Origin of the sequence: Moorena sp. SIO3E8, from assembly GCF_010692445.1 — a bacterium.
Taxonomy (GTDB): domain Bacteria; phylum Cyanobacteriota; class Cyanobacteriia; order Cyanobacteriales; family Coleofasciculaceae; genus Moorena; species Moorena bouillonii.
This window is the reverse complement of sequence record NZ_JAAHHM010000005.1, coordinates 26,412-48,647: the sequence shown is the minus strand read 5'-3', so window position 1 is coordinate 48,647 and position 22,236 is coordinate 26,412. Positions and strand designations below refer to the sequence as shown.

At 44.3% G+C, this 22,236-nt stretch carries 23 protein-coding genes, 1 tRNA gene and 1 pseudogene; 19 read left to right on the top strand and 6 right to left on the bottom strand.

What is annotated here, in order from left to right:
- The first annotated feature begins 921 nt into the window (after window positions 1-921).
- The 4 genes from F6K46_RS03700 (at window position 922) to F6K46_RS03685 (ending at window position 3,685) form a co-directional block, all read left to right on the top strand.
- A complete protein-coding gene (locus F6K46_RS03700) occupies window positions 922-2,031 on the top strand; it encodes a hypothetical protein (protein WP_293116784.1) in 1,110 nt (369 codons plus the stop codon).
- 312 nt (window positions 2,032-2,343) lie between these two features.
- Entirely contained in the window at window positions 2,344-2,475 is a 132-nt protein-coding gene (locus F6K46_RS03695; protein ID WP_293052368.1) for a hypothetical protein, read from the top strand.
- A gap of 77 nt (window positions 2,476-2,552) precedes the next feature.
- Entirely contained in the window at window positions 2,553-3,143 is a 591-nt protein-coding gene (locus tag F6K46_RS03690; protein ID WP_293052365.1) for a TetR/AcrR family transcriptional regulator, read from the top strand.
- Between the two features lie 62 nt (window positions 3,144-3,205).
- Window positions 3,206-3,685, top strand: a complete 480-nt coding sequence (locus tag F6K46_RS03685) for an SDR family NAD(P)-dependent oxidoreductase (protein ID WP_293052362.1) — start codon at window positions 3,206-3,208, stop codon at window positions 3,683-3,685.
- On the opposite strand, the gene tnpA is transcribed toward F6K46_RS03685, so the two are convergent.
- Window positions 3,636-4,061 carry an IS200/IS605 family transposase gene (tnpA, locus tag F6K46_RS03680; protein WP_293052359.1) on the bottom strand — a complete coding sequence of 142 codons (426 nt, stop codon included), beginning with the start codon at window positions 4,059-4,061 and terminating at the stop codon, window positions 3,636-3,638. The two genes, F6K46_RS03685 and tnpA, sit on opposite strands and share 50 nt — an antisense overlap.
- A 51-nt stretch (window positions 4,062-4,112) precedes the next feature.
- Between tnpA and F6K46_RS03675 the strand changes: the two are divergent.
- The 10 genes and pseudogenes from F6K46_RS03675 (at window position 4,113) to F6K46_RS03630 (ending at window position 11,118) form a co-directional block, all read left to right on the top strand.
- Window positions 4,113-5,372, top strand: a pseudogene (locus F6K46_RS03675) (transposase).
- A gap of 5 nt (window positions 5,373-5,377) precedes the next feature.
- The gene (locus F6K46_RS03670; protein ID WP_293052356.1) at window positions 5,378-5,815 is read left to right on the top strand and encodes an SDR family oxidoreductase; all 438 of its coding nucleotides are present in this window, start codon (window positions 5,378-5,380) and stop codon (window positions 5,813-5,815) included.
- Window positions 5,816-5,871: 56 nt separating this feature from the next.
- Window positions 5,872-6,012: a hypothetical protein gene (locus F6K46_RS03665; RefSeq protein WP_293116781.1), complete on the top strand. Its 141-nt coding sequence runs from the start codon at window positions 5,872-5,874 to the stop codon at window positions 6,010-6,012.
- A 296-nt stretch (window positions 6,013-6,308) separates the two neighbouring features.
- Entirely contained in the window at window positions 6,309-6,578 is a 270-nt protein-coding gene (locus F6K46_RS03660; RefSeq protein WP_293052353.1) for a hypothetical protein, read from the top strand.
- Complete coding sequence (locus F6K46_RS03655; RefSeq protein WP_293052350.1) at window positions 6,575-6,772, top strand: DUF3598 family protein; 198 nt, start codon at window positions 6,575-6,577, stop codon at window positions 6,770-6,772. Before F6K46_RS03660 ends, F6K46_RS03655 begins: the two co-directional genes overlap by 4 nt.
- A gap of 35 nt (window positions 6,773-6,807) precedes the next feature.
- Window positions 6,808-7,419 carry a DUF3598 family protein gene (locus F6K46_RS03650; protein WP_293052348.1) on the top strand — a complete coding sequence of 204 codons (612 nt, stop codon included), beginning with the start codon at window positions 6,808-6,810 and terminating at the stop codon, window positions 7,417-7,419.
- Window positions 7,420-7,629: 210 nt separating this feature from the next.
- Window positions 7,630-8,433, top strand: coding sequence for a DUF3598 family protein (locus F6K46_RS03645; RefSeq protein WP_293052345.1), 804 nt, complete (start codon window positions 7,630-7,632; stop codon window positions 8,431-8,433).
- Between the two features lie 94 nt (window positions 8,434-8,527).
- A complete protein-coding gene (locus tag F6K46_RS03640; protein WP_293052342.1) occupies window positions 8,528-9,307 on the top strand; it encodes a DUF3598 family protein in 780 nt (259 codons plus the stop codon).
- A 159-nt stretch (window positions 9,308-9,466) separates the two neighbouring features.
- The gene (locus tag F6K46_RS03635; protein WP_293052339.1) at window positions 9,467-9,838 is read left to right on the top strand and encodes a hypothetical protein; all 372 of its coding nucleotides are present in this window, start codon (window positions 9,467-9,469) and stop codon (window positions 9,836-9,838) included.
- Window positions 9,839-9,906: 68 nt separating this feature from the next.
- The gene (locus F6K46_RS03630) at window positions 9,907-11,118 is read left to right on the top strand and encodes a site-2 protease family protein (protein ID WP_293052336.1); all 1,212 of its coding nucleotides are present in this window, start codon (window positions 9,907-9,909) and stop codon (window positions 11,116-11,118) included.
- A 141-nt stretch (window positions 11,119-11,259) separates the two neighbouring features.
- Here the strand turns inward: F6K46_RS03630 and F6K46_RS03625 are convergent, their stop codons facing one another.
- Window positions 11,260-12,417, bottom strand: coding sequence for a histidinol-phosphate transaminase (locus F6K46_RS03625; RefSeq protein WP_293052333.1), 1,158 nt, complete (start codon window positions 12,415-12,417; stop codon window positions 11,260-11,262).
- Window positions 12,418-12,739: 322 nt separating this feature from the next.
- The gene (locus F6K46_RS03620; protein ID WP_293052330.1) at window positions 12,740-15,715 is read right to left on the bottom strand and encodes a CBS domain-containing protein; all 2,976 of its coding nucleotides are present in this window, start codon (window positions 15,713-15,715) and stop codon (window positions 12,740-12,742) included.
- Window positions 15,716-16,134: 419 nt separating this feature from the next.
- Between F6K46_RS03620 and psbZ the strand changes: the two genes are divergently transcribed.
- From psbZ to F6K46_RS03595, 5 genes are all read left to right on the top strand, one after another.
- The gene (gene psbZ / locus F6K46_RS03615) at window positions 16,135-16,323 is read left to right on the top strand and encodes a photosystem II reaction center protein PsbZ (protein ID WP_070394766.1); all 189 of its coding nucleotides are present in this window, start codon (window positions 16,135-16,137) and stop codon (window positions 16,321-16,323) included.
- A 61-nt stretch (window positions 16,324-16,384) separates the two neighbouring features.
- A complete protein-coding gene (gene ribH / locus F6K46_RS03610; protein ID WP_075902549.1) occupies window positions 16,385-16,972 on the top strand; it encodes a 6,7-dimethyl-8-ribityllumazine synthase in 588 nt (195 codons plus the stop codon).
- Between the two features lie 112 nt (window positions 16,973-17,084).
- Window positions 17,085-17,156, top strand: a tRNA-Gly gene (locus F6K46_RS03605).
- Between the two features lie 245 nt (window positions 17,157-17,401).
- Window positions 17,402-17,809 carry a hypothetical protein gene (locus tag F6K46_RS03600; RefSeq protein WP_070394764.1) on the top strand — a complete coding sequence of 136 codons (408 nt, stop codon included), beginning with the start codon at window positions 17,402-17,404 and terminating at the stop codon, window positions 17,807-17,809.
- A 6-nt stretch (window positions 17,810-17,815) separates the two neighbouring features.
- On the top strand, window positions 17,816-19,084 hold the full coding sequence (locus F6K46_RS03595) for a glutamate-5-semialdehyde dehydrogenase (RefSeq protein WP_293018932.1): 1,269 nt from the start codon (window positions 17,816-17,818) through the stop codon (window positions 19,082-19,084).
- On the opposite strand, the gene F6K46_RS03590 is transcribed toward F6K46_RS03595, so the two are convergent.
- The 3 genes from F6K46_RS03590 to F6K46_RS03580 all read right to left on the bottom strand — a co-directional run bounded on the left by F6K46_RS03590 (window position 19,081) and on the right by F6K46_RS03580 (window position 22,143).
- Window positions 19,081-20,226 carry a CO2 hydration protein gene (locus F6K46_RS03590; protein ID WP_293035939.1) on the bottom strand — a complete coding sequence of 382 codons (1,146 nt, stop codon included), beginning with the start codon at window positions 20,224-20,226 and terminating at the stop codon, window positions 19,081-19,083. The genes F6K46_RS03595 and F6K46_RS03590 overlap by 4 nt on opposite strands.
- 186 nt (window positions 20,227-20,412) lie before the next feature.
- Complete coding sequence (locus tag F6K46_RS03585) at window positions 20,413-21,909, bottom strand: NADH-quinone oxidoreductase subunit M (protein ID WP_293035877.1); 1,497 nt, start codon at window positions 21,907-21,909, stop codon at window positions 20,413-20,415.
- 30 nt (window positions 21,910-21,939) lie between these two features.
- Window positions 21,940-22,143 carry a hypothetical protein gene (locus F6K46_RS03580; protein ID WP_293035879.1) on the bottom strand — a complete coding sequence of 68 codons (204 nt, stop codon included), beginning with the start codon at window positions 22,141-22,143 and terminating at the stop codon, window positions 21,940-21,942.
- Window positions 22,144-22,236 lie beyond the last annotated feature (93 nt).

Genomic DNA, 22,236 nt, shown 5'->3' with positions numbered 1-22,236 from the left:
TAATTTATTGGAAAATGCTATAGTTTAGCTTTATAAGATGCTACGGCACACCTGAAAAACTGGGAAAGCATGACTTTAGATGATTCTACTCCTAACACAAAAGCAAAACCCATAACTAAGCGTTTAGTATCCATCGATTTATTACGTGGATTAGTTATGGGTTGAATGGCATTTATTCTTTGATATTATTCACCTTTGGGTAATCCATTTTGCTGCCATTGTGTTATCGCTACCTAAGTATGGTATGACAGCCGTAATTCTACCTTACTTAAATAAAAGTGCCATGCCAGCAAATTATGGTTATAGTCTTCCCCATGTTTATCTGATCTGGATAATTATAATTATCTATACTATATGTCATTGGTTTGCTAATTTCAAAAGTCAGCATAAGTATTGGTGGTTAAATTATTTGTAGCTTAAGGGATTGAGTTAAAGTTGGTAACACTAGGTGATAAAAGACTAGTAAAGGCTTTATGTAAAATTATGTAAAAAAAGAAAATTCGGGCTTCAACACTGTTGAATACCATTCGAAGTCTAAAAATTCTGAGGGGGTGACATGCAAGCTAAAATCCTTATTGGGTAATACTTTCAGCCGATATGTTACAAAAAGATACATACTAGTTTGGCCTGACCTTGGACGTAGTTATAAGGGTTTTAGCTTCTAAGTAGTCGGACAAAAGTTTTGGGTGCTGTATAAAGTTTTGTAAATATAGGTAAAACCTTTTGGGGTAAAGGTTATAAGCATTTTACAGTTTTTGAGACAGTACCGTTTATTTATGTCCGACTACTTAGAACATCATTCCTAGGGTCAATTGCCCAGTTTATCTTAGCAAAGATAAACTGGCATCAAAGCATTATCTAGTAAGCTTTTAAGGGCTCATGTCACCCCCTCAGCTAAAAATTCTGTCAAAAAAAGCAAGTATGTCACAAAACATTAATCAAAGGAGAACAGTTCATGATTTTCCCAACGTGATTGCTGTCAAACGACAGGACTGTCTGGGTGGTTTTTTCACACCCACTCTTGCGGATATTATGGTTAAGCATAAAATCCTAGAGGACTATTTTTGTTCGCCAACCGTAGGTTTGCTCTTACCTCTTGGCTCTAAGCGGGAACAGGATACTTTTCCCGAAACTTTGAACTATTGCCTAAACTGGGGGATTGCACCAGAGAGAATTGTCGTGATACATTCACCACGAGCGCAAGCTGTCGTGGATCACTTGGGGCTGAAGGAAAAAGGCTGCGTGATTCTCAACGAAGCAGCTATGCTTGATTTATTTAACCTAGAGCGCATTCACTCACTTTTTGCAGTCGATCTTGCCAAACATAAAGGCAAAGGAAGAGCCTTTGCGATGGCTTTTGCTTACTTGAAATATGTTAAGCAATGGCAGACAATTAAAGATATATTTGTGCTTGATGTTGATATCAAAGCTACCCAATATCGACCTCTTCACTATTTGGGATATGCCCAAGCTATTTTTCCAGATCAAGAGCGTCTATTTCTGCTCACGGCACAAAACAATACACTCAGGGATAATCACTATCTTTTTGTGATGCGCGAGCCCTGGCGACATGAAAACGAACTTGGTTGCCACTATGCGAAACATTTTGATCGGCTCGTCTGGTCTCAAACTGGTGAAACAATGTTGAGATGGGATATGGTAGTGGAGCATATTCCTTTTGCGATCGCTTATGGGATGGAAACGGTGTGGCAGCTTTTTGCGGCAGATTGGGTTGCCCTTTCCCAGCAAGGTAACTATAAAGTTGCCCAAGTGGTTAACCCACAAACAAAAAGAGACGGGGGGAGTCTGGGGCAAAGTGGGCGTTGCTATGATGCGACGATGTACCGTCAATTGAGTCTGATGGCTTGGTTTCTGATTAAATATGGCAAACCGCTATATAAATTCACCCCAGAAGATTACCATACTGTTAATACCCGTTTAAGTCTGGTAAATCGTACTGCAATCTTGCCAGATAAGCATTTAAACAAAATTAATTTCCTACTACCAATCTCTGTAACCCTTACATCGTAAGGCTTTGAGTTTTGGAAAATGTGTAATTAATTTTGTGCACCTGCTTAATGAAGACCATGGCCTCCCTTATGACGTTCAACTCCATTGTGATCTCTTTATCCCCCCTTTGGGAATGCTAGCCTCTGAAGATTGTTTAACTATTTAGTATTATTTAGCATTCCAAAGAGCTTAGAGCACAAGTGTTGAATTCAGTAATAAACGTTACTCAAAATCACTGATATCTGTCTACCGTTGTTGTTAAGCGACTGCATCAAGACACAGAGCAGGAATTACGATAAACATCTACTTCTGGGCACTTGTCAGGCAAAAGGCTTGCATAAACAAGAATCCAAAACTACTTCTGCCCGATTCCCGATTCCCGATTCCCGATTCCCGATTCCCGATTCCCGATTCCCGATTCCCGATTCCCGATTCCCGATTCCCGATTCCCGATTCGCTGCCTAAATTTGATAATAATCCTTGACCAATCGGTTTAGGTTGTGTTAGTTTTAATTCGTGGTCATCAATAAAACAGGTTTCCAATGACTCGCGGTCCCCAAAAGCAATTCGATCCTGAAGTCGCCTTAACCAAGGCTATGGAAGTGTTTTGGGCCCATGGCTATGAAGCTGCCAGCCTATCGGAGTTGCTGAAAACTATGGGGATTGGCAAAAAAAGCTTGTATGACACCTTTGGTAACAAGCAATCGCTATTCCTCAAAGCGTTAGAGCACTATGCTCAGACAACGATTCGGGACATGCGCGATCGCTTATCTGCGGATGGCTCGCCTTTGGAAAATCTGACCCAATTGCTTTTGGAATTGCAGGAGATGCACAGTCAACCAGGTAGCTGTGGCTGTATGCTCGGCACCAATATTGCTGATTTCAATACAGAGGATGAAGCAGTGGCCAAAGTCATGCGGGGGTATTTGCGGCAGGTAGAAGACGTGTTCTGTACTACCCTTACCCGTGCCCAAGTTGCGGGGGAAGTGAATTCTACCGTAAATCCTCGGGATCTGGCTCGTTTACTGTTATGTACAACACAGGGTATGGCGTTGCTGGGTCGGGTGATGAATGACGATACCACACTAGAGGGAACGGTGCAAGCGGCATTGTGCGTTCTGAAGGGTAACTAATTTTTTTTGGTCTAACTTAGACCGAATGGTAAATGTTTTGAGATTTGATTTGAGGTATTAGTATGACACGCTTAGCTAACAAGACTGCAGTAATCACTGGTGGCTCTACCGGAATTGGCTTTGAAACCGCAAAGCAGTTCATCGCCCAAGGGGCACGGGTGATTATTACCGGACAAAATGAAACGCGACTGAATGCAGCAGCGGATGCTTTAGGGGAAAATGCTATCCCTGTTAAAGCTGATGTGCGTTCGCGTAGCGTGGCCTTTTGGCCATCGCTTGCGGATCTAGATCATCTGGCTGCCCAAGTAGAAGCCACCTTTGGCAAGCTCGATATCCTATTTGCTAATGCTGGGATTGGTTACTTTGCTCCGATCGAACAGGTGGATGAAGCTTTCTACGATAACCAATTCGACATCAATGTTAAAGGAGTCTTTTTAACCAAAAAATTTGGGTCTGTTCGCGTAGCGTCGGCTTTGCCGAAGCCCCGTCCTTCTAGGACGGCTTTTTCTGATTATTTATGTACTCTTTTAGTACCTCAATAGAAGCTCCTCCCACAGAAGCCGCAAAATAGCTAGAACTCCACAATGCCGTTTTCCCATTAGGTTTTGGATAGCCATTCTCTCCGTATCTCCGACTAGACAATCCTTTGAGACTGTTAACTATCTGAGAAATTGATAATTTTGGAGGGTATTCTTTCGCGTAGCGTGAGCAAAGCTCAATCAGAATGTGTACATGGTCAGCCTCTCCATTAAACTCTCTAATTTCAAAATTCATCTTTTTTGCCACCTCTCTGAACGAGTTTTCGATAGACCTAAGGCTTGTCAAGGTCAAGATTTTTTGACGATACTTGGTTACACATATCAGGTGCATCTGTAAATTTGTAATACTGTGTCTTTCTTTTCGGAATCCCATTGCCAAATCCTGTAGACTACAATATAATCATAGTAGAGACCAATCTATTAAAAGCAATTGAAAGCCAGATACCAGTATCGTTTTTATCCCACTGACCAACAAAAGAGCGACCTCGCCAGGTTGTTCGGTTGTGTTCGCGTTGTGTGGAACGATGCCCTGGCTATTTGCCAAAAATCTCAGAAAACTCCTAAGTCAGGGGAATTGCAGAAGTTGGTTATTACTCAGGCCAAAAAGACCGAAGAAAGAAAGTGGTTATCTGAGGTTTCTGTAGTTCCATTGCAGCAGTCTGTAGCTGATATAGGAACTGCTTATAAAAACTTTTTCGATTCCTGTAATGGGAGGATAAAAGGCCGAAAAGTTAGACCGCAAAGGTTCAAAAAGAGAACCAATAAACAGTCAGCTAGATTAACTCAGAGAGGATTCTCTATTCAAGGTGATGGGGTTTATTTAGCCAAGATTGGAGTAGTTAAACCTATATGGTCTAGAGAACTACCGTCAGACCCAAGCTCTGTAACTATTATCAAAGATTGTGCCCATAATTATTTGTTAAGCTTTGTTGTAGATATTGAGCCTATTCATATCGATGTCAAGAATCAAAGTATTGGGATTGACTTGGGTATCAAGACATTTGCTGTAATGAGTGACGGGAGCGAAGTACATAGCCCTGACTACTCAAGGCTGGATTGAGCAAAGCTCACGCTACGCGATCGCAAATTAAGAAAAGCTCAAAAGAAATTCGCCAAGCAACCTAAAGGGTCAAATCCCAGAGAAGTGACTAGGCGACGAATAGCCAAGATAAATAACAATATAGCTAATAAAAGAAAAGATTTCCTGCATAAACTATCAACCAAGACTGTTGTCGAGAACCAAGTAATAGTCCTAGAAGATCTGAATGTATCAGGAATGATCAAAAATCGCAAGTTAGCTAGAGCCATAAGTCAGCAAGGATGGGCTGAATTTAGAACTCTTTGTAAGGCCAAATCCGACAAGTACGGAAGGGACTTCAGGGTTATTAGCCGCTGGGAACCCACCAGTCAGGTTTGTTCGGATTGTGGCTTCAAATGGGGAAAGCTTGATTTGTCTATACGTTCTGTGCTTTGCTTGAGCTGCGGTACTGAACAAGACAGAGACGTCAACGCTGCAAAAAATATAGAAAAGGTCGGCATGGGGCATCGGCACGACCATAAACGGGCAAGGAGAGATGGTAAGACTGCTGAGACCGTAGGTCACGCTACGCGAACGGCAGCACAGCTCGATGATCTGTCAAGAATCACCGTTCTTCCTTCGGCGGTGAGTATGTCAAAGTTCAGAAATTAGTCGGCTTGTTGAATGAAGGAGCCAGCATTATTTTGAATGCCCCAGCGGTAAACGAGAAAGGAGTGCCGATGGGCAGTCTTTACTTTGCCACCAAAGCCGCTGTTCGCTCCTTTGCCCGTTCCCTAGCTGCTGAACTGGCTCCCCGCCAAATTCGCGTCAATGCCGTCAGCCCTGGTATCGTTCGCACTAACTTTGAGAGCAAACTCGGCCTGCCGGATGGCGCGTTTGAAGGCTTCATCGAAGCTGTCAAGGAAGCTGCGCCACTCCATGGCCTTTGGGCCACGCTACGCGAACGAGAAGGAAAACCGGAGGAAATTGCCCAAGCGGTCGTTTTTCTGGCTAGCAACGAGTCTTCTTATGTGACGGCGGTTGACCTAGTCGTAGACGGTGGCTACATGAACTTGAATTCTCCACGGGTTGAAACCGCGTGGATTCTAAGCTGATATCACTACGCGGGTTGAAACCGCGCTGAGTCCTTTGGACTCGCTTCGCGAACGTGATGCTTACAATACGATCTAGAAAGGTAATTCAGACCATATCGTTTGACAGATTCAAAACTGCCCTACATCCCTGGCCTATGGCCACGCTACGCGAACGGATTAACTCAAAAAGTCAACCTGTGGATTTACTTTTAATTTAACTAGCTTTCGGAGTGGTTGTACCAAACAAATCAGGGCAATAAATCACTACTTTTTGCTGCGTTACTTGCTTGTACCATAGTCGTAGGATATACCCCGTCTCTTTCTTGCCGGAATTTCACCGTACTAGCAAAATATAAACGTGACCAACCTTGTCCCTACTTACCTTTTTATTGTAACACAATCGCCGGGATAAATCCCGCTCCGTTCCCCGCCCACCCAATAAATTAGGTGGCTAAATCTCTCTTGTTCCTTTTCTGTTTGATATTCTGGGGCGTTCTACAGCGAAAGCGCGTTAGTGCAATGCTCCTTGGCCTTTGGGCCACGCTACGCGAATGGAGCCGCTACGCGATCGCCCTCTATTGATTCATTTCAAGTTTACTATAGCGCTGTCCGCAGCGCTATAACTGTAACATCAGCTGATTTTAAACCGACATTATCGGTCTTGGAGAATTTTAGTGAAACAGAGTGGAGTGCGCAACGGATTTGCGCTGGGTGGGACTATTGCTTATGCTTGTGGATGCGATTCTCAGGTTTTTGGCAATGGAACACAGGAGGTTATAGATGAGTGATTTATTAACTCAGAACTGGGAAAAATTCTTAGAAATTCAGGCTATTGGTGATTGGAATGGCATATGGACTCGGCTGGCAGGGAATGGGGAGTTAGTAGAACGTTGTCTTGATGCAGTCGCTCATGGGGGAAACCCCCAAGACCGCGCTGCATCGCTTTCATGGAGTCAGGAGCTATGTAGTCTATCCTGATCGCGAAGCAGTAGTTCAAAAAAATCACTGTCTTGATGCAGTCGCTCATGGGGGAAACCCCCAAGACCGCGCTGCATCGCTATCGATATGAAGATGGTAGGAGTGAGTCTAGAACATTTGGTCCTTACAAAAAAGGGAAGCTAACAACTCCCTTCTTAGACTATTGCTGGACTTGGGGATACACACCTAAGATTGAGCGGGGTCAGTTATATTATTTTGAGACATGCCTCAAGCACGAAAGGTTAGGAGTGAGTGGCGGCTGTAAGTATCTCGAAGATGGCTCATTACATCATGTTACCTCTATCTGGGAGACACTAGACTTCTTTCGAGGAGAGCCTAAAGAGATAGACTATACTTCTTCTGAGAATTGGAAGGGGAGTATAATTTCCACTATAACACCAGACTTAATTATCGCAACTACCAGTGATTGTCAGTGGAAGCCTATAAATCAATTAGCCCAGGAAAATATTATAGTCGGCTTCTCCAATGGAGTGACTGTTAGTCTCCCAGAAACCGCTGCCTATGATAGAGAATCTTTGATAATCACGGATTGGTTGGTGAATCCCGGTCTTTTAAAAAGGGGAATCCGTCACTATAATCAGGAGGGAAAATTCTCTCACTTTTCCCTAATGACTTTCATGAGATAACATCTTAAAAGATGGCAATCTTTTTCGCGATCGCATAAACTAGATTATGATTAGATTTAATAACGACGATGGGCACAATCATGTCAGGATCCAAAAAAGCGATCGCTTAATTATTGATAGGTCGCTAATTTCGGGCTTTAGGGAATACAAAACTGTAACCAAAAAACACACAAACTTAAAAATTACTTAGATTAGCATATAACTAATTATATGGAATTAAAAGAGCAAAACTGGAAAAATTTTACGGCCAACCATTTGCGTGACTGGCATGGGATTTGGACAAGATATTCTCCTGAAGGAGAGATAATAGAATCATTTCAAAGTCTGAGAAGCTTGCGCAGCAATCCAGAACAAACAGAAATTTATCACACTAATCGTTATATATACGCTGACGGTAGGATAGAAGAAAAAAAATGGCAGTCTAACAAACAGGAGAAGGTGTTACCTGATGGAATTGTTCACCCAGCATTTCCGTCAATGAGATCATTTTTCTTTGAACAAGGTGCAGCTACATGGTCAGCTAAACAGTTAGGACCTGGTTCGGTGTTTCAACCGGCTGAATTGTTCTTCAAACATGAAAACATAAGACATAGTGTTGCCATTCTTTATGAGAGTAATGGCAGTTTGATGAGGGCAGTAAGTATCCGTGAAGATGCAGCAGAATTTCCCAGTAACTATTGGTCAAAGGAAATCAATCTCTTACCTGAGAGAAATCTGAGTGGTAACTGGCAAGGAACTTCTGTTACCATGACCCCAGATTTAAAGGTTTCTGAACCAATAGCAACTCAACTACACTGGCCCTTGGCAGGAAACAAAATGTTCTTTTTCCCTGATGGCATTTCTCTGAGTTGTCCTACTAAAGTCAGTATTGGCACCTCCTTTACCATTGCGGCAAATTGGCTGATTAGCCCCTCTGAGTTACAACAACTAAGGGTCAAGTATGATGAATCTGGAGCTTTGTATAGCTTTACTCTGGAAGACTTTTACCTGTCGGATGCTGGAGGTAATCCCTAAGATATTTTCCAAGACTTCAGAAAGATTATTCATCTGAGCTCAGGCTGGCTAGATATAATTAGCAAATAATCAAGATTTTTTTGGGTATAATGATATGGATTTAAAAGAGCAAAACTGGAAAAATTTCACGGCCAACCATTTGCGGGATTGGCATGGTATTTGGACAAGGTATTCTCCTTCAGGAGAAGTAAAAGAATCATTTCAAAGTCTAAGAATTTTTCAGGGCAATCCAGAGCAAACTGAAATTCATCAAATAAATCGCTATATCTACGCTGAAGATAACGTAAAAGAAGAAAGTTGGGACTATAATCAGCAAGAAAATAATTTACCTGATGGCATATTTCACCCACAAGCTGATTCGATGAGAACTATTTGCTTTGAATCTGGTCATACTGCTTGGGTAACAAGACAATTAAAACCCGATTCGTATTTTGGTGTTGAATTATTTTTTAGGTACGAGGAATTACGACATAGTGTCGGGATTGTTTACGATAAACAAGGAGCTTTGTTCCGAACAGCGAATATTCGTGAAGATGCCAGGGGTTTTCCTAGTCAGTATTGGTCTAAAGAAATAGAACAGGTGTCCGAGAGAAATCTGAGTGGGAATTGGCAAGGAACCTCTGTTACCATGACCCCTGATTTAAAGATTTCTGAGCCTGTAGCAATTCAATTAAACTGGGGTTGGGAAGGACATAACACCTTCTTTTTACCTGATGGAGTTTCTATCAGTTGTCCAGATCAAGTAAGTGTTGGTACTCCCTGTACTCTCGCAGCAAATTGGCTGGTAACACCGTCAAAGTTGCAACAATTGAAGGTCAAGTATGACGAGTCTGGTGGTTTTGCTGCACTAACATTGGAACAACTTCATCTTTGATGTCAAAATAGGTCTAGTCTCTAGAGCCTCCTAGTTACAATGAGCAGCACCTTTCCCCTGTTTCGGTGTCTTCTTAATCCCAGCACCTATCAAAGTTTGCTACATATACCCAAAATATAGTATAATAGTAAGTTAACTCCTCACTAAAATTTGGTGTTCATGGCAGACTTAACTGGCACTTGGCTCGGAACTTACTGGCAAGGGGGAGTACCCACCCGGTTTGAAGCAACTCTGGTTCAAAGCAAGAATACCATCACTGGCAATAGTTTGGATGACGGCTACTTAGGAGAAGCCCAGCTAAGTGGTGAGGTAATCGGACGGCGTATCCAATTTACTAAGCGATACCTCACCAGCTCATCGACTCCAATCCAGTATATTGGTACCCTGGCTGAGTCAGAAGATTTTATCAATGGGCAGTGGATAATCGATCAATATAACACCGGTCCTTGGGAAGCTCGTCGTAGTGGCAATGACCTACTTGCAGACCTAAACACTCGTCTTAGTGAGCGGATGCCTGTGGCAGTTCCATAACCCAGAACAGAGGAGTTACTTTATCCTGGTATGTGGAGGTATGGAACGTCTCAGATAAGGAAAATGTGATGCTATCAGGTTGGCGAGTTGGCTCTCTATTCGGAATCCCACTGTTTTTAGACCCATCGTGGTTTTTCATCTTGCTATTGGTAACGATGATTAATGCGCGAGAGTTCGACTCTAGCCTAGGGTCGATTTTGGCTTGGGTAGCTGGATTGGCGATGGCACTGTTGTTATTTAGTTCTGTACTCTTACATGAATTAGGTCACAGTCTAGCTGCCCTCTCCCAGGGTATCAAAGTTAATTCGATTACCCTATTTATATTCGGCGGGATTGCGTCGATTGACCGAGAATCAAAGACTCCAGCAGAAGCCTTTCAAGTAGCGATCGCAGGACCATTAGTAAGTTTCATCCTCTTTGGTCTGTTTTATGTGCTAACTCTGACATTACCCACCTCGGCTTGGGGATATACCATCGCCAATGAGATAGCTAGAATCAACCTAGTCTTGGCATTATTTAACCTAATTCCTGGTCTACCTTTAGATGGTGGACAAGTGTTGAAAGCAGCAGTCTGGAAACTAACTGGGGATCTCTTTACAGGTGTCCGTTGGGCTGCCAGAACGGGTAAGGGGTTTGGGCTTATAGCCCTATCCCTGGGATTAGGAATGACTCTGCTGACGGGTACCTTGGCATTCATTTGGCCAACTCTGATTGGCTGGTTTATTTTTCGCAATGCCAGCGCCTATGACCACCTAACCACCTTGCAAGAAGTCTTACTTAAGCTGATGGCATCTAATGCCATGACCCGTGACTTTCGGGTGGTGGAAGCCAACCAGACGTTACGTTCTTTTGCGGATGAGTATATCTTAACCGATAGGCAAAACCCAATGCCCTACTACGCTGCAGCTAATGGACGCTATCGTGGGCTAGTGAAAATTGAGGATTTACATTTTGTCGAGCGTAGTCGTTGGGACACTGAGACGTTGGAAACTATAGTGCGCCCTTTATCAGAAATTCCAAAAGTGGAGGAGAAAACACCCTTGGTGGAGGTGATTAGCAGCTTAGAGGAGCTTAATATTAAGCGTCTGAGCGTACTTTCTCCTGCAGGAACTGTGGCAGGTGTCATTGACCGGGGTGATATAGTTAGAGCTGTTGCTAGAAAGCTAAATTTGGCTATCCCACCGGCTGCTATCGAGCGCATCAAAGCTGAGGGGGTTTATCCTCCTGGGTTTCAGCTGGTAGAAATTGCTAAAACCCTCCGTTCGCTAACAAACACCTGATACCGAGTTGCATTCAAAGAGAGTAGATTGGTTGGATAGGGAGATAGGGAGATAGGGAGATAGGGAGATAGGGAGATTGGCGGAAGAGAAAGTTGTACGTTTTACCGCAACTTGGTATAAGTAAATTAGGGTATAAGTAAATTAGGCGAGAACTGCTTGTAATCGTTGCAATGTACGAGTATTCTCCTCAGGAGAGCCCACGGTGATCCGCAATCCTCCTCCAGTATGACGTATTAGGGTGCCTTGATCTTTCATGGCCTGAGTTACCTGATTCAGGTCTTTGCTAGTAGACTCGTTGCCCGATTGTGCTAGACGCACGTAGATGAAGTTAGAAGCACTTGGCCAAACCTGTAAGGCTGAATGTTCTGATAGGGCTTTTAGTAACTTATCTCGCTCAGCGATAATCTCGGGAATTGATGCCAGCAGAGTTTGTCTATGATTGAGAGCGACTATGGCAGCAGCTTGGGAAAAGCTGGGTAAGTTGTAGGGTAAGCGAATTTTTTCGAGAGCAGCAATTAGTTCTGGGTGAGCGATGCTATAACCAACACGGTGAGTAGCTAAACGAAATGCTTTGGAAAATGTCCTCAATATTACCCAGTTGGGATGCTCGGCTAATTCTTGGACTACTGATGCTTGGCTGAATTCAAAGTAGGCTTCATCAATAACCACTAAAATATTATCTGGTAGACCACGCAACCACTCTAATTCCTGGGGAGTCAAGGGGTTGGCGGTGGGAGAGTTAGGATGAACTACAAATACTACTCGTATTGGTGGTCGTTGGGTCGAGGTTTCTGTTACGGTCTGTTCAATGGCTGCTTGGGCATCGTCGATCTTCATTTCAAAGTTTTCTTGCCGACGCCCCACACTCACTACTGGTATTCCTAAGGTCTGTGCCAGTATGGAATACATCGAGAAGGTGGGATTAGCGATTAGGATCGAGCCTTCTCCTCCTAAGCAGGTGGCAATTAAGATAGAACGAATTAGTTCATCGGAACCGTTGCCTACGGAAATCTGGTGTGGTGTTACTACCTTTTCTAGGGCAGCCGATTCGTTAACGTATTCTGCGATCGCATTTTTGAGTTTCCCATGTCCACCATCGGGATATCGATTAGCTTCAATCAGCTGTTGATAGCTCCAAGCCAATTTTTCCTTTAACTCTGCTGGTAAGTCAAAGGGGCATTCATTGGTATCCAGGCGATCTAGGGGAACAGTTGATTCTGGTTTTTTCCCTTCCTCGCCCCCAGGATGAGGTGTGTAGGCGGTTAATTTGGATAGATCTGACCGGATGAATTCTAGCATTATCAGTTATCTGTTGTCGGTTTGCCTTTATCTAAGCATTCAGCCGTCAGCTGTCAGCAGTCAGCTTAAAATAAACCTATGCAGGCCTATGGCCACGCTAGGCGAACGGGACAATTTAATAATTCGAGATTAATGAGAATTGGAAGTCTGAGGATTTGCCCATCAGCCAAAGACTATGAATCCCATCGCAGCTTCCGGTAACTCAGCATTATTCCAATCCTTACCTGTTTTATTCAAAAGCTGTTCGCCTAGCCTGGGGGTAGCGCATCAGCTGATTGCTGATTGCTGATTGCTGATTGCTTACGCCTTTATACCTTTTACCTTATTCTTTCTCAACAGGTGGATAGTGTATTGCCAGAAATGCTTTAGCCTCAGCCTGATCCCGAATCACCCTGTCTAGGGTGGCGTCTAAGAGTGCATCCAGAATTTCCCGATAGTGTGCTCCTGGCTTATAGCCTAACTTTCTGAGATCATTGCCATCCAGTGGCGGTTTGACATGCCTCCAAGTGGTGAGATACTGCCAAATGTTACGTCGGATCGCTCTAGGACTATACACCCCAATCAATACTAAGGTAGGTAATTTATACTGGCGCAACATGTGGACGATTTGACTGTTGAGCTGGCATGTTGGTAGAGATTCTAGGAAATCGGCTTGCCATCCCTCAAGTTTTTGAAGACGCTCAACACTGTCTACGGGCAACTGTAAATTCTTGGCTACCTTAACCCGTTCGTCTGGTGCTAGATCAGCAATTAATACTTCCAAACGCATCTGCCAGTGCCTTAAGGTTTGCTCGGGGTCAAATCTCTGTAGCCAGCGCCCAAGCAAACGCACTCGCCACCATAATGGTTTATCTAGGGTCAGGGTAGGATGAAGACACTGCAACGCTCCCAATGAGGACAATAACTGCAATGCTGGTTGCCAGTAGGGGGCTTGCAACATATAGTTAAGTTCTGCTTTGAGTCGGGTTTGGAGTGCTGGTACTTTGGCGTTTTCGGCTAGGGTGCGCTGATATACCCCACTTTCAATGGCATAGTGGATATACTCCTTGGTTTGGGGTTCAATTTCAAATCCCAATCGCACGGCAAACCTTACCGCTCGATAGATTCGGGTTGGGTCTTCAATAAAGCTATTGGCGTGTAGGACTCGAATTTTATGCGATCGCAAATCTAACATACCCCCAAAGAAGTCCAACAGGGGCAATTGAGATTGGGGATTAACCTTTGTTAGCCTTGCTGCCATGGCGTTGATGGTAAAATCTCGGCGGTAAAGGTCTTGACGAATGGAACTAGCTTCGACTTCAGGATTAGCGGCGGGATAAGGATAGAACTCGGTACGAGCAGTAGCAATATCTACACAAAGGGAGCCCAATGTTGGGTCATTATGCCATAGCAAGGCTGCGGTTTGAAAAGACCCATGTACTTCCAAGCGCACGTTACGGTAAATTTTCCGGAGTTCCTTGGCCAGGGTGACTCCTGCGATCGCATCCGCTGAGCGGTGAAAGCCATCGACAACCAAGTCTATATCATTTAGGAGTAGTGGCTTTTTCCCATCCGCTAGTAACAAGTCTCTGACAGCTCCCCCAACTAGGTAGAGATGCCAACCCCGCTCCTGAGCTTTCTCGGCAGCTATGGTCAGAAGTTCCCACAGGCTCGAAGCCAACAGAGGTTTTATGTTAGCCGGTTTCAGGTTGGCCGGTTTCAGGGTTGACCCGTCAACCTTCAACGGCTTTTCATTCAACTCTTCCTGAAACAGTTGCCGCAATACATCAGTCCGGGTCACAATTCCCATTAGTTGCCCATTCTCTAGAACGGGTAAACGCCCAATATCGTAAGTCACCATCAAGGACTGAATGTCTGCCATCGAGGTTTCCGGAGTAATGGTCTTAACATCCTTCGTCATGTAGCCCTTGACTGGGGCATGACCAAAACCGTGGTGCAAGGCTAAATCGAGGTCTCGTCGGGAGATAATTCCTACCAGCTGGTCTTGTTGGTCTACTACTGAAAGCCCCGAATGACCATAGCGCAACAAAATTCTCTGGGCTTCCTTAATCTTGGTATTGGGGCGAATGGTGCGCACGGGGGACGACATTAAATCCCGAGCCGTCAGAGGTTGGGGAATTTGGTCTTTTAGTTGGTTGACCAGCTGCTCTAGGATGGTCTGGGCATCACAGTCTCGTAAGGTAACCGCAGCGGCTTGGGAATGTCCACCTCCTCCTAGGGGTTGCAACAACTGGTTCAAATCCGTCCCCTCAATTCGCGTCCGCCCAATTATAGTGACCTTAGTTTGGGGTAAAGGTCCTTCGCGTAGCGTGGCCTTTTGGCCAAGGTTAGAAGGTTGTTCGCGTAGCGTGGCCTTTTGGCCAAAGTTAGTCTGAGTTTGAGTTTCAAGGTTATTTTGGCTCTTAGGTTGTCTTTTTGAATTTTGCCGGTTATAATAATTTTCAGAACCTTCAACCGTTAAACCGCCAACCGGAAACGGTGAATAACCTTCAACCTGAAACCTTGCAATTGGTAAATCTGCCGGTTGTGGGGTTTCTACTTTTGACTTTCGTTTATACTCAGCCCCCAAAAGCAGGGCATCGCTTTCAGTTACTTCTAGTAAGCGTGATGCCAAACTCGATAAGCCAGGCACATGCCCAGGAGTGTTTAGGAATACCCAAGAAATGGTGTAACCCAAGTGGGTTTGTCGCTGCAAAAGGTCTAGAGATTGCCTAAATAATTTTTCCAATTGAGGAGATAGCCCTGGATCAACATACTGAGCTATCTGACGCATATTCGCTCCTTGCTCCATTAACCAGGTCAAAGCAGCCCCATCTCTTGGTGTGGTCTGGTCAAAGGTCAGGGAACCTGTATCGAGATGGATTCCCAATGCCATCACCGTGGCTTCAGCAGTAGTTAACTCGATTTGGGATTGCTGTAGTTGCTCCACAATTAAGGTGGTGGTTGCTCCCACAGGTTCAATCTGTGTATAGGTAGCCGGGATATCAGTTTGGGGTACGGGATGATGGTCGTAAATTTCAATGGCGTTTAACTGTGCTAAGTCTAACCACTCAGCTGCTTTCCCTAAGCGATCGCGTTTTTGAGTATCTACGATAATTACGGAATTAATCTGAGCCAATTGTACAGACCGGCGCTCGATCAGGGCATACTCATCCCGATGCAGTGCCAAAAAATCTCTTACAGCCGGATCAGTCCCGCCAGTTAGTACAGCTTTTGCTCCTGGCTTGAGGCGAGTCAGTCCTACAGCTGCTCCTAGGGCATCAAAGTCAGCGGTGGTATGACACAAAATCAGATCCATAGTGATTAGTCTACCAATTCTGGAAATTTTGGCTATACATCAATTTCATCTGGCCATTTCCCCATCTGTATCTATTTCCCGATTTCCTTTATTAATGCTATTCACCTATTAATAGTTTACACTTTTTTTAACCCTTTAGTCCCTCTACCCACACTCCCCACACTCCCCACACTCCCCACACTCCCCACACTCATCACACTCCCCACACTCATCACCTGAAGGGAAGAGTTCAAACTGCATTGATGGCAACAAATTTTGGCAGAAAAGGTAAAAGCATCTGGTAAAATCTATAGTGCTTAGCTAGGCATTAGCCTGTTTTAAACAAGTTTTAGTGATGCAGCGCGGCCAAAGGGGGGTCTCCCCCAATCCCGCTTGCCATCAAGAAAGAGAAGTTTAGCGTCAAGGTATCAGCACAGAAAATGACTATTATATTCCAACTATTACTCACTGCCCTAGTCTTATTGTCATTTGTCTTGGTAGTCGGTGTACCAGTAGCTTATGCCACACCTCAGAACTGGGAGCAATCAAAACGTTTGCTTTGGCTTGGTTCAGGGGTTTGGGTGCTTCTAGTGCTTTTAGTCGGTGCCCTCAACTTTTTGGTGGTTTAGGTTATAATTTCCGTCAGCTAGACCCAAATTATTACTTTAACCAACCTTTACAGCGATAGTCATGGCAGTTTTCGAGGGAAATTTAACATCATCTACCTCCCTGAGGTTTGCGATTATCATTGGTCGCTTTAATGACCTAGTGACAGGTAAACTCTTAGACGGGTGTAAAGATTGCTTAAAACGCCATGGCATTGATCCCAATCCCCAAGGTACTCAAGTTGACTATATTTGGGTACCGGGTAGCTTTGAAATTTCATTGATGGCTCGCCAAGCTGCTCTTAGCGGTCGTTATGATGCAGTGATTTGCTTGGGATCAGTGATTCGGGGTCAAACTCCCCATTTTGATTATGTCGCTGCTGAAGTAGCCAAGGGCATTGCTGCTGCCGGTTTTCAAACTGGGGTACCTGTTATTTTTGGTATTCTAACTGTAGATACCATGCAGCAAGCTCTAGAACGGGCGGGAATCAAGAGCAATAAAGGTTGGGATTATGCCATGAATGCCATAGAAATGGCTAACCTGATGCGAAGTTTTCGAGGTCAAAATTCAATATTAGGCTATGAAGAGTCTGAGCAGGGAACTTTGGGGCAACAAACTCTACCATTCTCGGCAAATTGGACAATTGCTTCAGAATCTGACCCTGATTCCTAACATATGAGTTAATTTTGGGACATTTTCCTAATTTTCTTGAATCTAAAAGCTCAGTAGAAGGGGTTGACAAATTTTGGCTTATCTGACATACTATAAAGAGATAAGTTGAGGTGCGGGTATAGCTCAGTGGTAGAGCGTCACCTTGCCAAGGTGAATGTCGCGCGTTCGAATCGCGTTACCCGCTTACGAATAGTAAATAAACCTGTAAAGCCTGGAGAGAGACCTCCTTGCTTAGCCTGTCTTCAGCTCAGTTATCCCACTTGATGCAAACCGTGGCAATGTGCATCAATAACCTTAAAGAATAAGATTATATAATAGATGGGGACACGCTTAGCTTTGTAGTGTCCTAATATTTAAATCATGCAGCACTACCAATTCCAGGTTTTTTGATAAACCTAACCACATGTCTTTTGGTTTTTAATAACGCTTGTGCAATCTCAAAAGGGTCAAAAGATTGACTTAAACTCCGAGTATCCCTGCCCTTGTCGGCGTCGGGGTCATTTAGTGCCAATTACACTGACAGAAGCCCTTGGCTGCAATCGCTGTCAGCAAATTTTTGTGGTAGACGAAAGTGGTTATGTGATGGAGCAACTATCCACCCACTACCCCTATAAAAAAGCTTGGCGTTGGACAGGACATCGTTGGTATACAATCCATGGTAGTCTTGGTGAAAGCTACTTACCTGTAGCCTTGGGTATTGTCTTAGTTCTGCTGATTGTCTGGTTGCCTTTGGCACTTCACTCCCAAAAAGGGCCAGGTATCATAGTCTGGGCATTACTGGCAGTACTCCTAGCAGTACTTCCGGCTATGATGGTTTGGCTAGCTTACCGGCGTTAACTAACAATGAACACAGACTCTGGGAGCAAGGCCTCGAAGTTACATGATTTAATGGCCAGTGTCCACCATGCTTCTCGGGCATTGGCAAACACCAAGGGAGAAGAGCGCTCTCGTGGCATCGAGGCCATGGCTCAAGGAATGCGAAATTCCTTTGATGATATTTTGGAAGCTAACACCCTAGATCTGGAAACCAGTAGGGACATGGCAGTGCCAGACCTAATTTTGGACTGGCTGAAGCTAACACCAGAAAGGCTACAGATGGCTATCGGGATCCTGGAAAGGATTGGAAAGTTATCTGATCCAATCCGGCGGGTAATGAACGCTTCCTATCAAACTGACCAATCTCAGACCTACTGTCAGCTAATGCCGTTGGGAGTGATTGCTCTAATTTATGAGGCATTCCCTGAACTAGGTGCAATTGCCGCAGGCTTTTGTCTCAAAACTGGTAACTCCCTGATTCTCAAAGGCAGTAGCGAAGCCAGTCAATCTAACCAGGTGATTGCTCAAGCGTTGCAAAATGCTTTGGATGAGGTCGGTTTGCCAACGGGATGTCTGGAACTATTCCCCTCTGGACAGGGAGCTTCGATTCGGGATTTGGTCACTCAAAATCCATATCTGAATTTGGTAATTCCCCACGGACGACCAACCCTGCTCAAGCAGGTGATCCAGCAATCAACTGCACCAGTTTTGCAATCGGCCATTGGTAACTGCTACCTTTACTGGTCTGCTAATGGTAACGTCGATCTGCTTAGGCATATGGTTTTAGATAGCCACGCCAGTCAGCCGGATCCCGTCAATGCTATTGAAAAAATTCTGATTAATCAGAATCAAAAAACCTCTGCCTTAGTTACCCTGTTGAACAACCTCAAGGAAAACGGTTTTGAACTCAGAGGTGATGCCAATCTAGTGGCTAAGTTTCCTGAACAATTGACCTTGGCAGCAGAATCCGAGTGGGGTCAAGCCTACTTGACCAAAACTATTGCGTTGAAAGTGGTAGATTCTATAGAATCAGGCATTGCTTGGATTAATCAATATAGTAGTGGTCATGCTGACTGCCTGGTGACAGATTCTTATCAGGAAAGCCGTCAGTTTGCCTTAGGTGTAGATAGTGCATCGGTTTACATTAATTCTTCACCAAGATTTTCACGGAATCCGCAACCAGGAGACTCCGTGTTTCTAGGTATGTCTAATCAAAAAGGACATTCTCGCGGCATGATTAGCCTGGAGACTCTCACTACCCTTAAACACGTAGTTCAGGGTAATGGGCAGTTTTAGGCGTTGGTCATTTGACCATTGGCTGCTCTTAAGCGGGAGGGGATCAATCGATCCATCCAGTATTCCAAATAGGCTCGATTTTCCTCAAGTTCAGCAGGATCCGTGGTATCCATCGGATGAGGTGCTAGCCCCAAAATCGCAGCTGTAGTGACACAAAACATAGATTTCTGGAAAGTTTGGCAAATTTTGACCCGCAAGTCAATTTCACCCCGATGCGATCGCATAAAAAAATCGCTGAGATACTTGGGTAGATAATGCCTCATATCCTGCATCAGCAATGTCGGTGGAATTCCAGCACCACCAATAGGCAATGGGTCAGCATACAATGCGCCATAGGTAAATCGGGTTTGATCTGGGGAAATCTGGTAGGCTTGGGCATTCAGAGATACTGTCCCCAGAAAGGGTGTTCCCCGGAAGAAAATTGCCTCTACATAGGGTACTCCTGTATCAGACAAGAAAGTCAAACCAACCGATTCGGGAATAATCTCATACCTTTGAGCGCCAATCTGAGGGGCATAGGTAATGGGTTTGTTTGCTGCTGCGACTAACCCTGCTTTAATATGGTCTACTACTTGGGGAATCGACTTAATTTCCCCTTCGTCATAGCCCTGAGATAGGGACATGAATATATCACTCATCACCCGCCAGAATTGCCCTAATCCACTGGTATAGGCAAGCATTCGCACTTGTTCGGGCAGGAATTCAGGAAATAGCTTGTTCATTCCCAGCATCAAGGGATTGCTCTTAAACTTTGCCTGAATTGCTTCGGCACATCGCTGCTCAAATTCATCGGTATCGAGATGAGTATCTAAGCCCCCACCACCGTGCCATAACATCGAGCGCATACAGTATTCAGCGTACTCAAAGTTAATTCGGTCGTGCCACCAATGACGTAAAAGCTTTGAGAATGAAATGTCGCCATTGAAGTATTTAAAGAAGGGAAAAAATACTAAAAATTGATGATCTGCAGTGTAGATAAGATTGCGGGAGTAAGCATCTAAAACAATGCCGTAGCTGTGAAGTATACCGACTACTTCCATCAGGTTTTCTGGGGAATCCGATAGCAGGGCACTACCAGTTTGTAGTCGCTTTATATACTCCTCTAAGGGATGCTTTCGTTTGGTTTTCTGGCTAACTACCATAATAATTAGGGTGAAGGGTGAAGGGTGAAGGGTGAAGGGTGAAGGTTGTTGAAGGTTATCTGTCAAAATGTAGAATGAAGAATGCAGAATGTAGAATTCTAAATTCTAAATTCTAAATTCTAAATTCTAAATTCTAAATTCTACATTCTACATTTCGGCCAAGCTACGCGAACAACCTGTTAACCTTCAACTATTGCTTGATACATTCACAGCTACATTCGGTGGTGTCGTTACCAAAGTTGCTGTGATCGGTTCACTTAAATTAAGTAACCATCCTGGTTGTAGTCCCAGAACCACAATCAATAGTGCTAAAACCAGCCCTGGTAATTGTTCTGTGAACTTAACGGTTGGTAAATCAGTTAAATGGTTAGCCAGACGACCAAAGAAGGCTCCACCAACTAGTTGTAAAAAGTAAACAACCGTTAAACCGGTGCTGAGCATGCATAGGATAGTTGGGATTGGTAACACCTGGAGACTACCCCAGTAGACCAGAAACTCAGAGATAAATCCCACCATGCCAGGGATACCAGCACTAGCCATTACACCAAGCACTATCAAACTACCAACTACTGGCATACCCCGTTCCGGATTTAATAGACCATTGAGGATAGTGATATCCCGTGAGCCAGTTTTCTTATAAATGATACCGACTAATAAAAACAGTAGCGCTGATATTAAACCGTGACTGATCATATGCAAAACTGAGGCTACCAACGCTAGCTTAGTGGCAGCAGCAGCAGCTAACAGAATGTATGCCATGTGAGCGACAGAACTATATGCCACCATTTTTTTCATGTCTTTCTGGACAATGGCATTGAACGCTCCGTAAAGGGAACTCACTGCTGCCCAAATTCCCAACCAAGGTGCCAGAATTGTCCAAGGTTCCGGAAACAAACCTAAGCCAAACCGCAACAAACCATAGGTACCTAATTTCAGGAGTACACCAGCTAATAGAATTGAAACTGGGGTTGATGCTTCCACGTGGGCATCTGGCAACCAGGTATGGAATGGCACGAAGGGAATTTTAATTCCAAAGCCAATTAGAACTGCTCCTAAAAGAATTAATTGCTGAGCAACGGGTAGTAATGATGCCAGCTCCTTGGTCTCGGCGTAGCTAAAGCTAGAGGAACCAGTCAAAAACACTAGGCCCAGGAATGACGCTAAAACCAAGGCTCCGGAAAGGGCTGTGTAGAGGAGAAACTTGGTTGCAGCATAGCCTCTGCGCTTACCCCCCCAAATTGCAATCAACAAATATAGGGGAATCAGTTCCAGCTCATAGAAGATAAAAAACAGCAGTAAATCCTGAGCTAGGAAGGCACCGGCAACAGCGCCATTGATCAAGAGCATCAGAGCGTAATACAACCTAGGCCGAATGGTATTGGAATCTGTGCAATACAGGGCAATTGCGGTTAGCAGACCATTTAGGATAAGTAAGGGCAACGATAGACCATCTACCCCTAAACTATAGGTCAAACCGATTGCCTGAATCCAAGGAAGATTTTCCTGAAATTGTAGATTCACGTCACCGGGGTTAAACATGGTCATCAATATTACTGACCAGAGGAAAATACCACCAGTAACCACCAAGGCAATTTGACGAGCTGCTTTAGCGGTGACATTCCCGGGCCAAAACCCCACTATAGCGGCACTAAGTATTGGTACCAAAATCAAGGCACTCAACATAAATCGACCAGTCTCCTAATTATTTGTTTACTAACTGTTCTTATCGGGTTGTTTATTTGCAGGTTGTTTGGTTGAAGGTTGTTTGGTTGAAGGTTGAAGGTTGAAGGTTGAAGGTTGTTTGGTTGAAGGTTGTTTGGTTGAAGGTTGAAGGTTGTTTGGTTGAAGGTTGTTTGGGGTTGAAGGTTGTTTGGTTGAAGGTTGAAGGTTGAAGGTTGTTTGGGGTTGAAGGTTCAACAGTCAAAGGGCTAACCTTGGCCAAAAGGCCACGCGTGCGCGTTCAACCTGCTAACTTTCAACCTGCTAACCTTCAACGGGCTAACCTTGGCC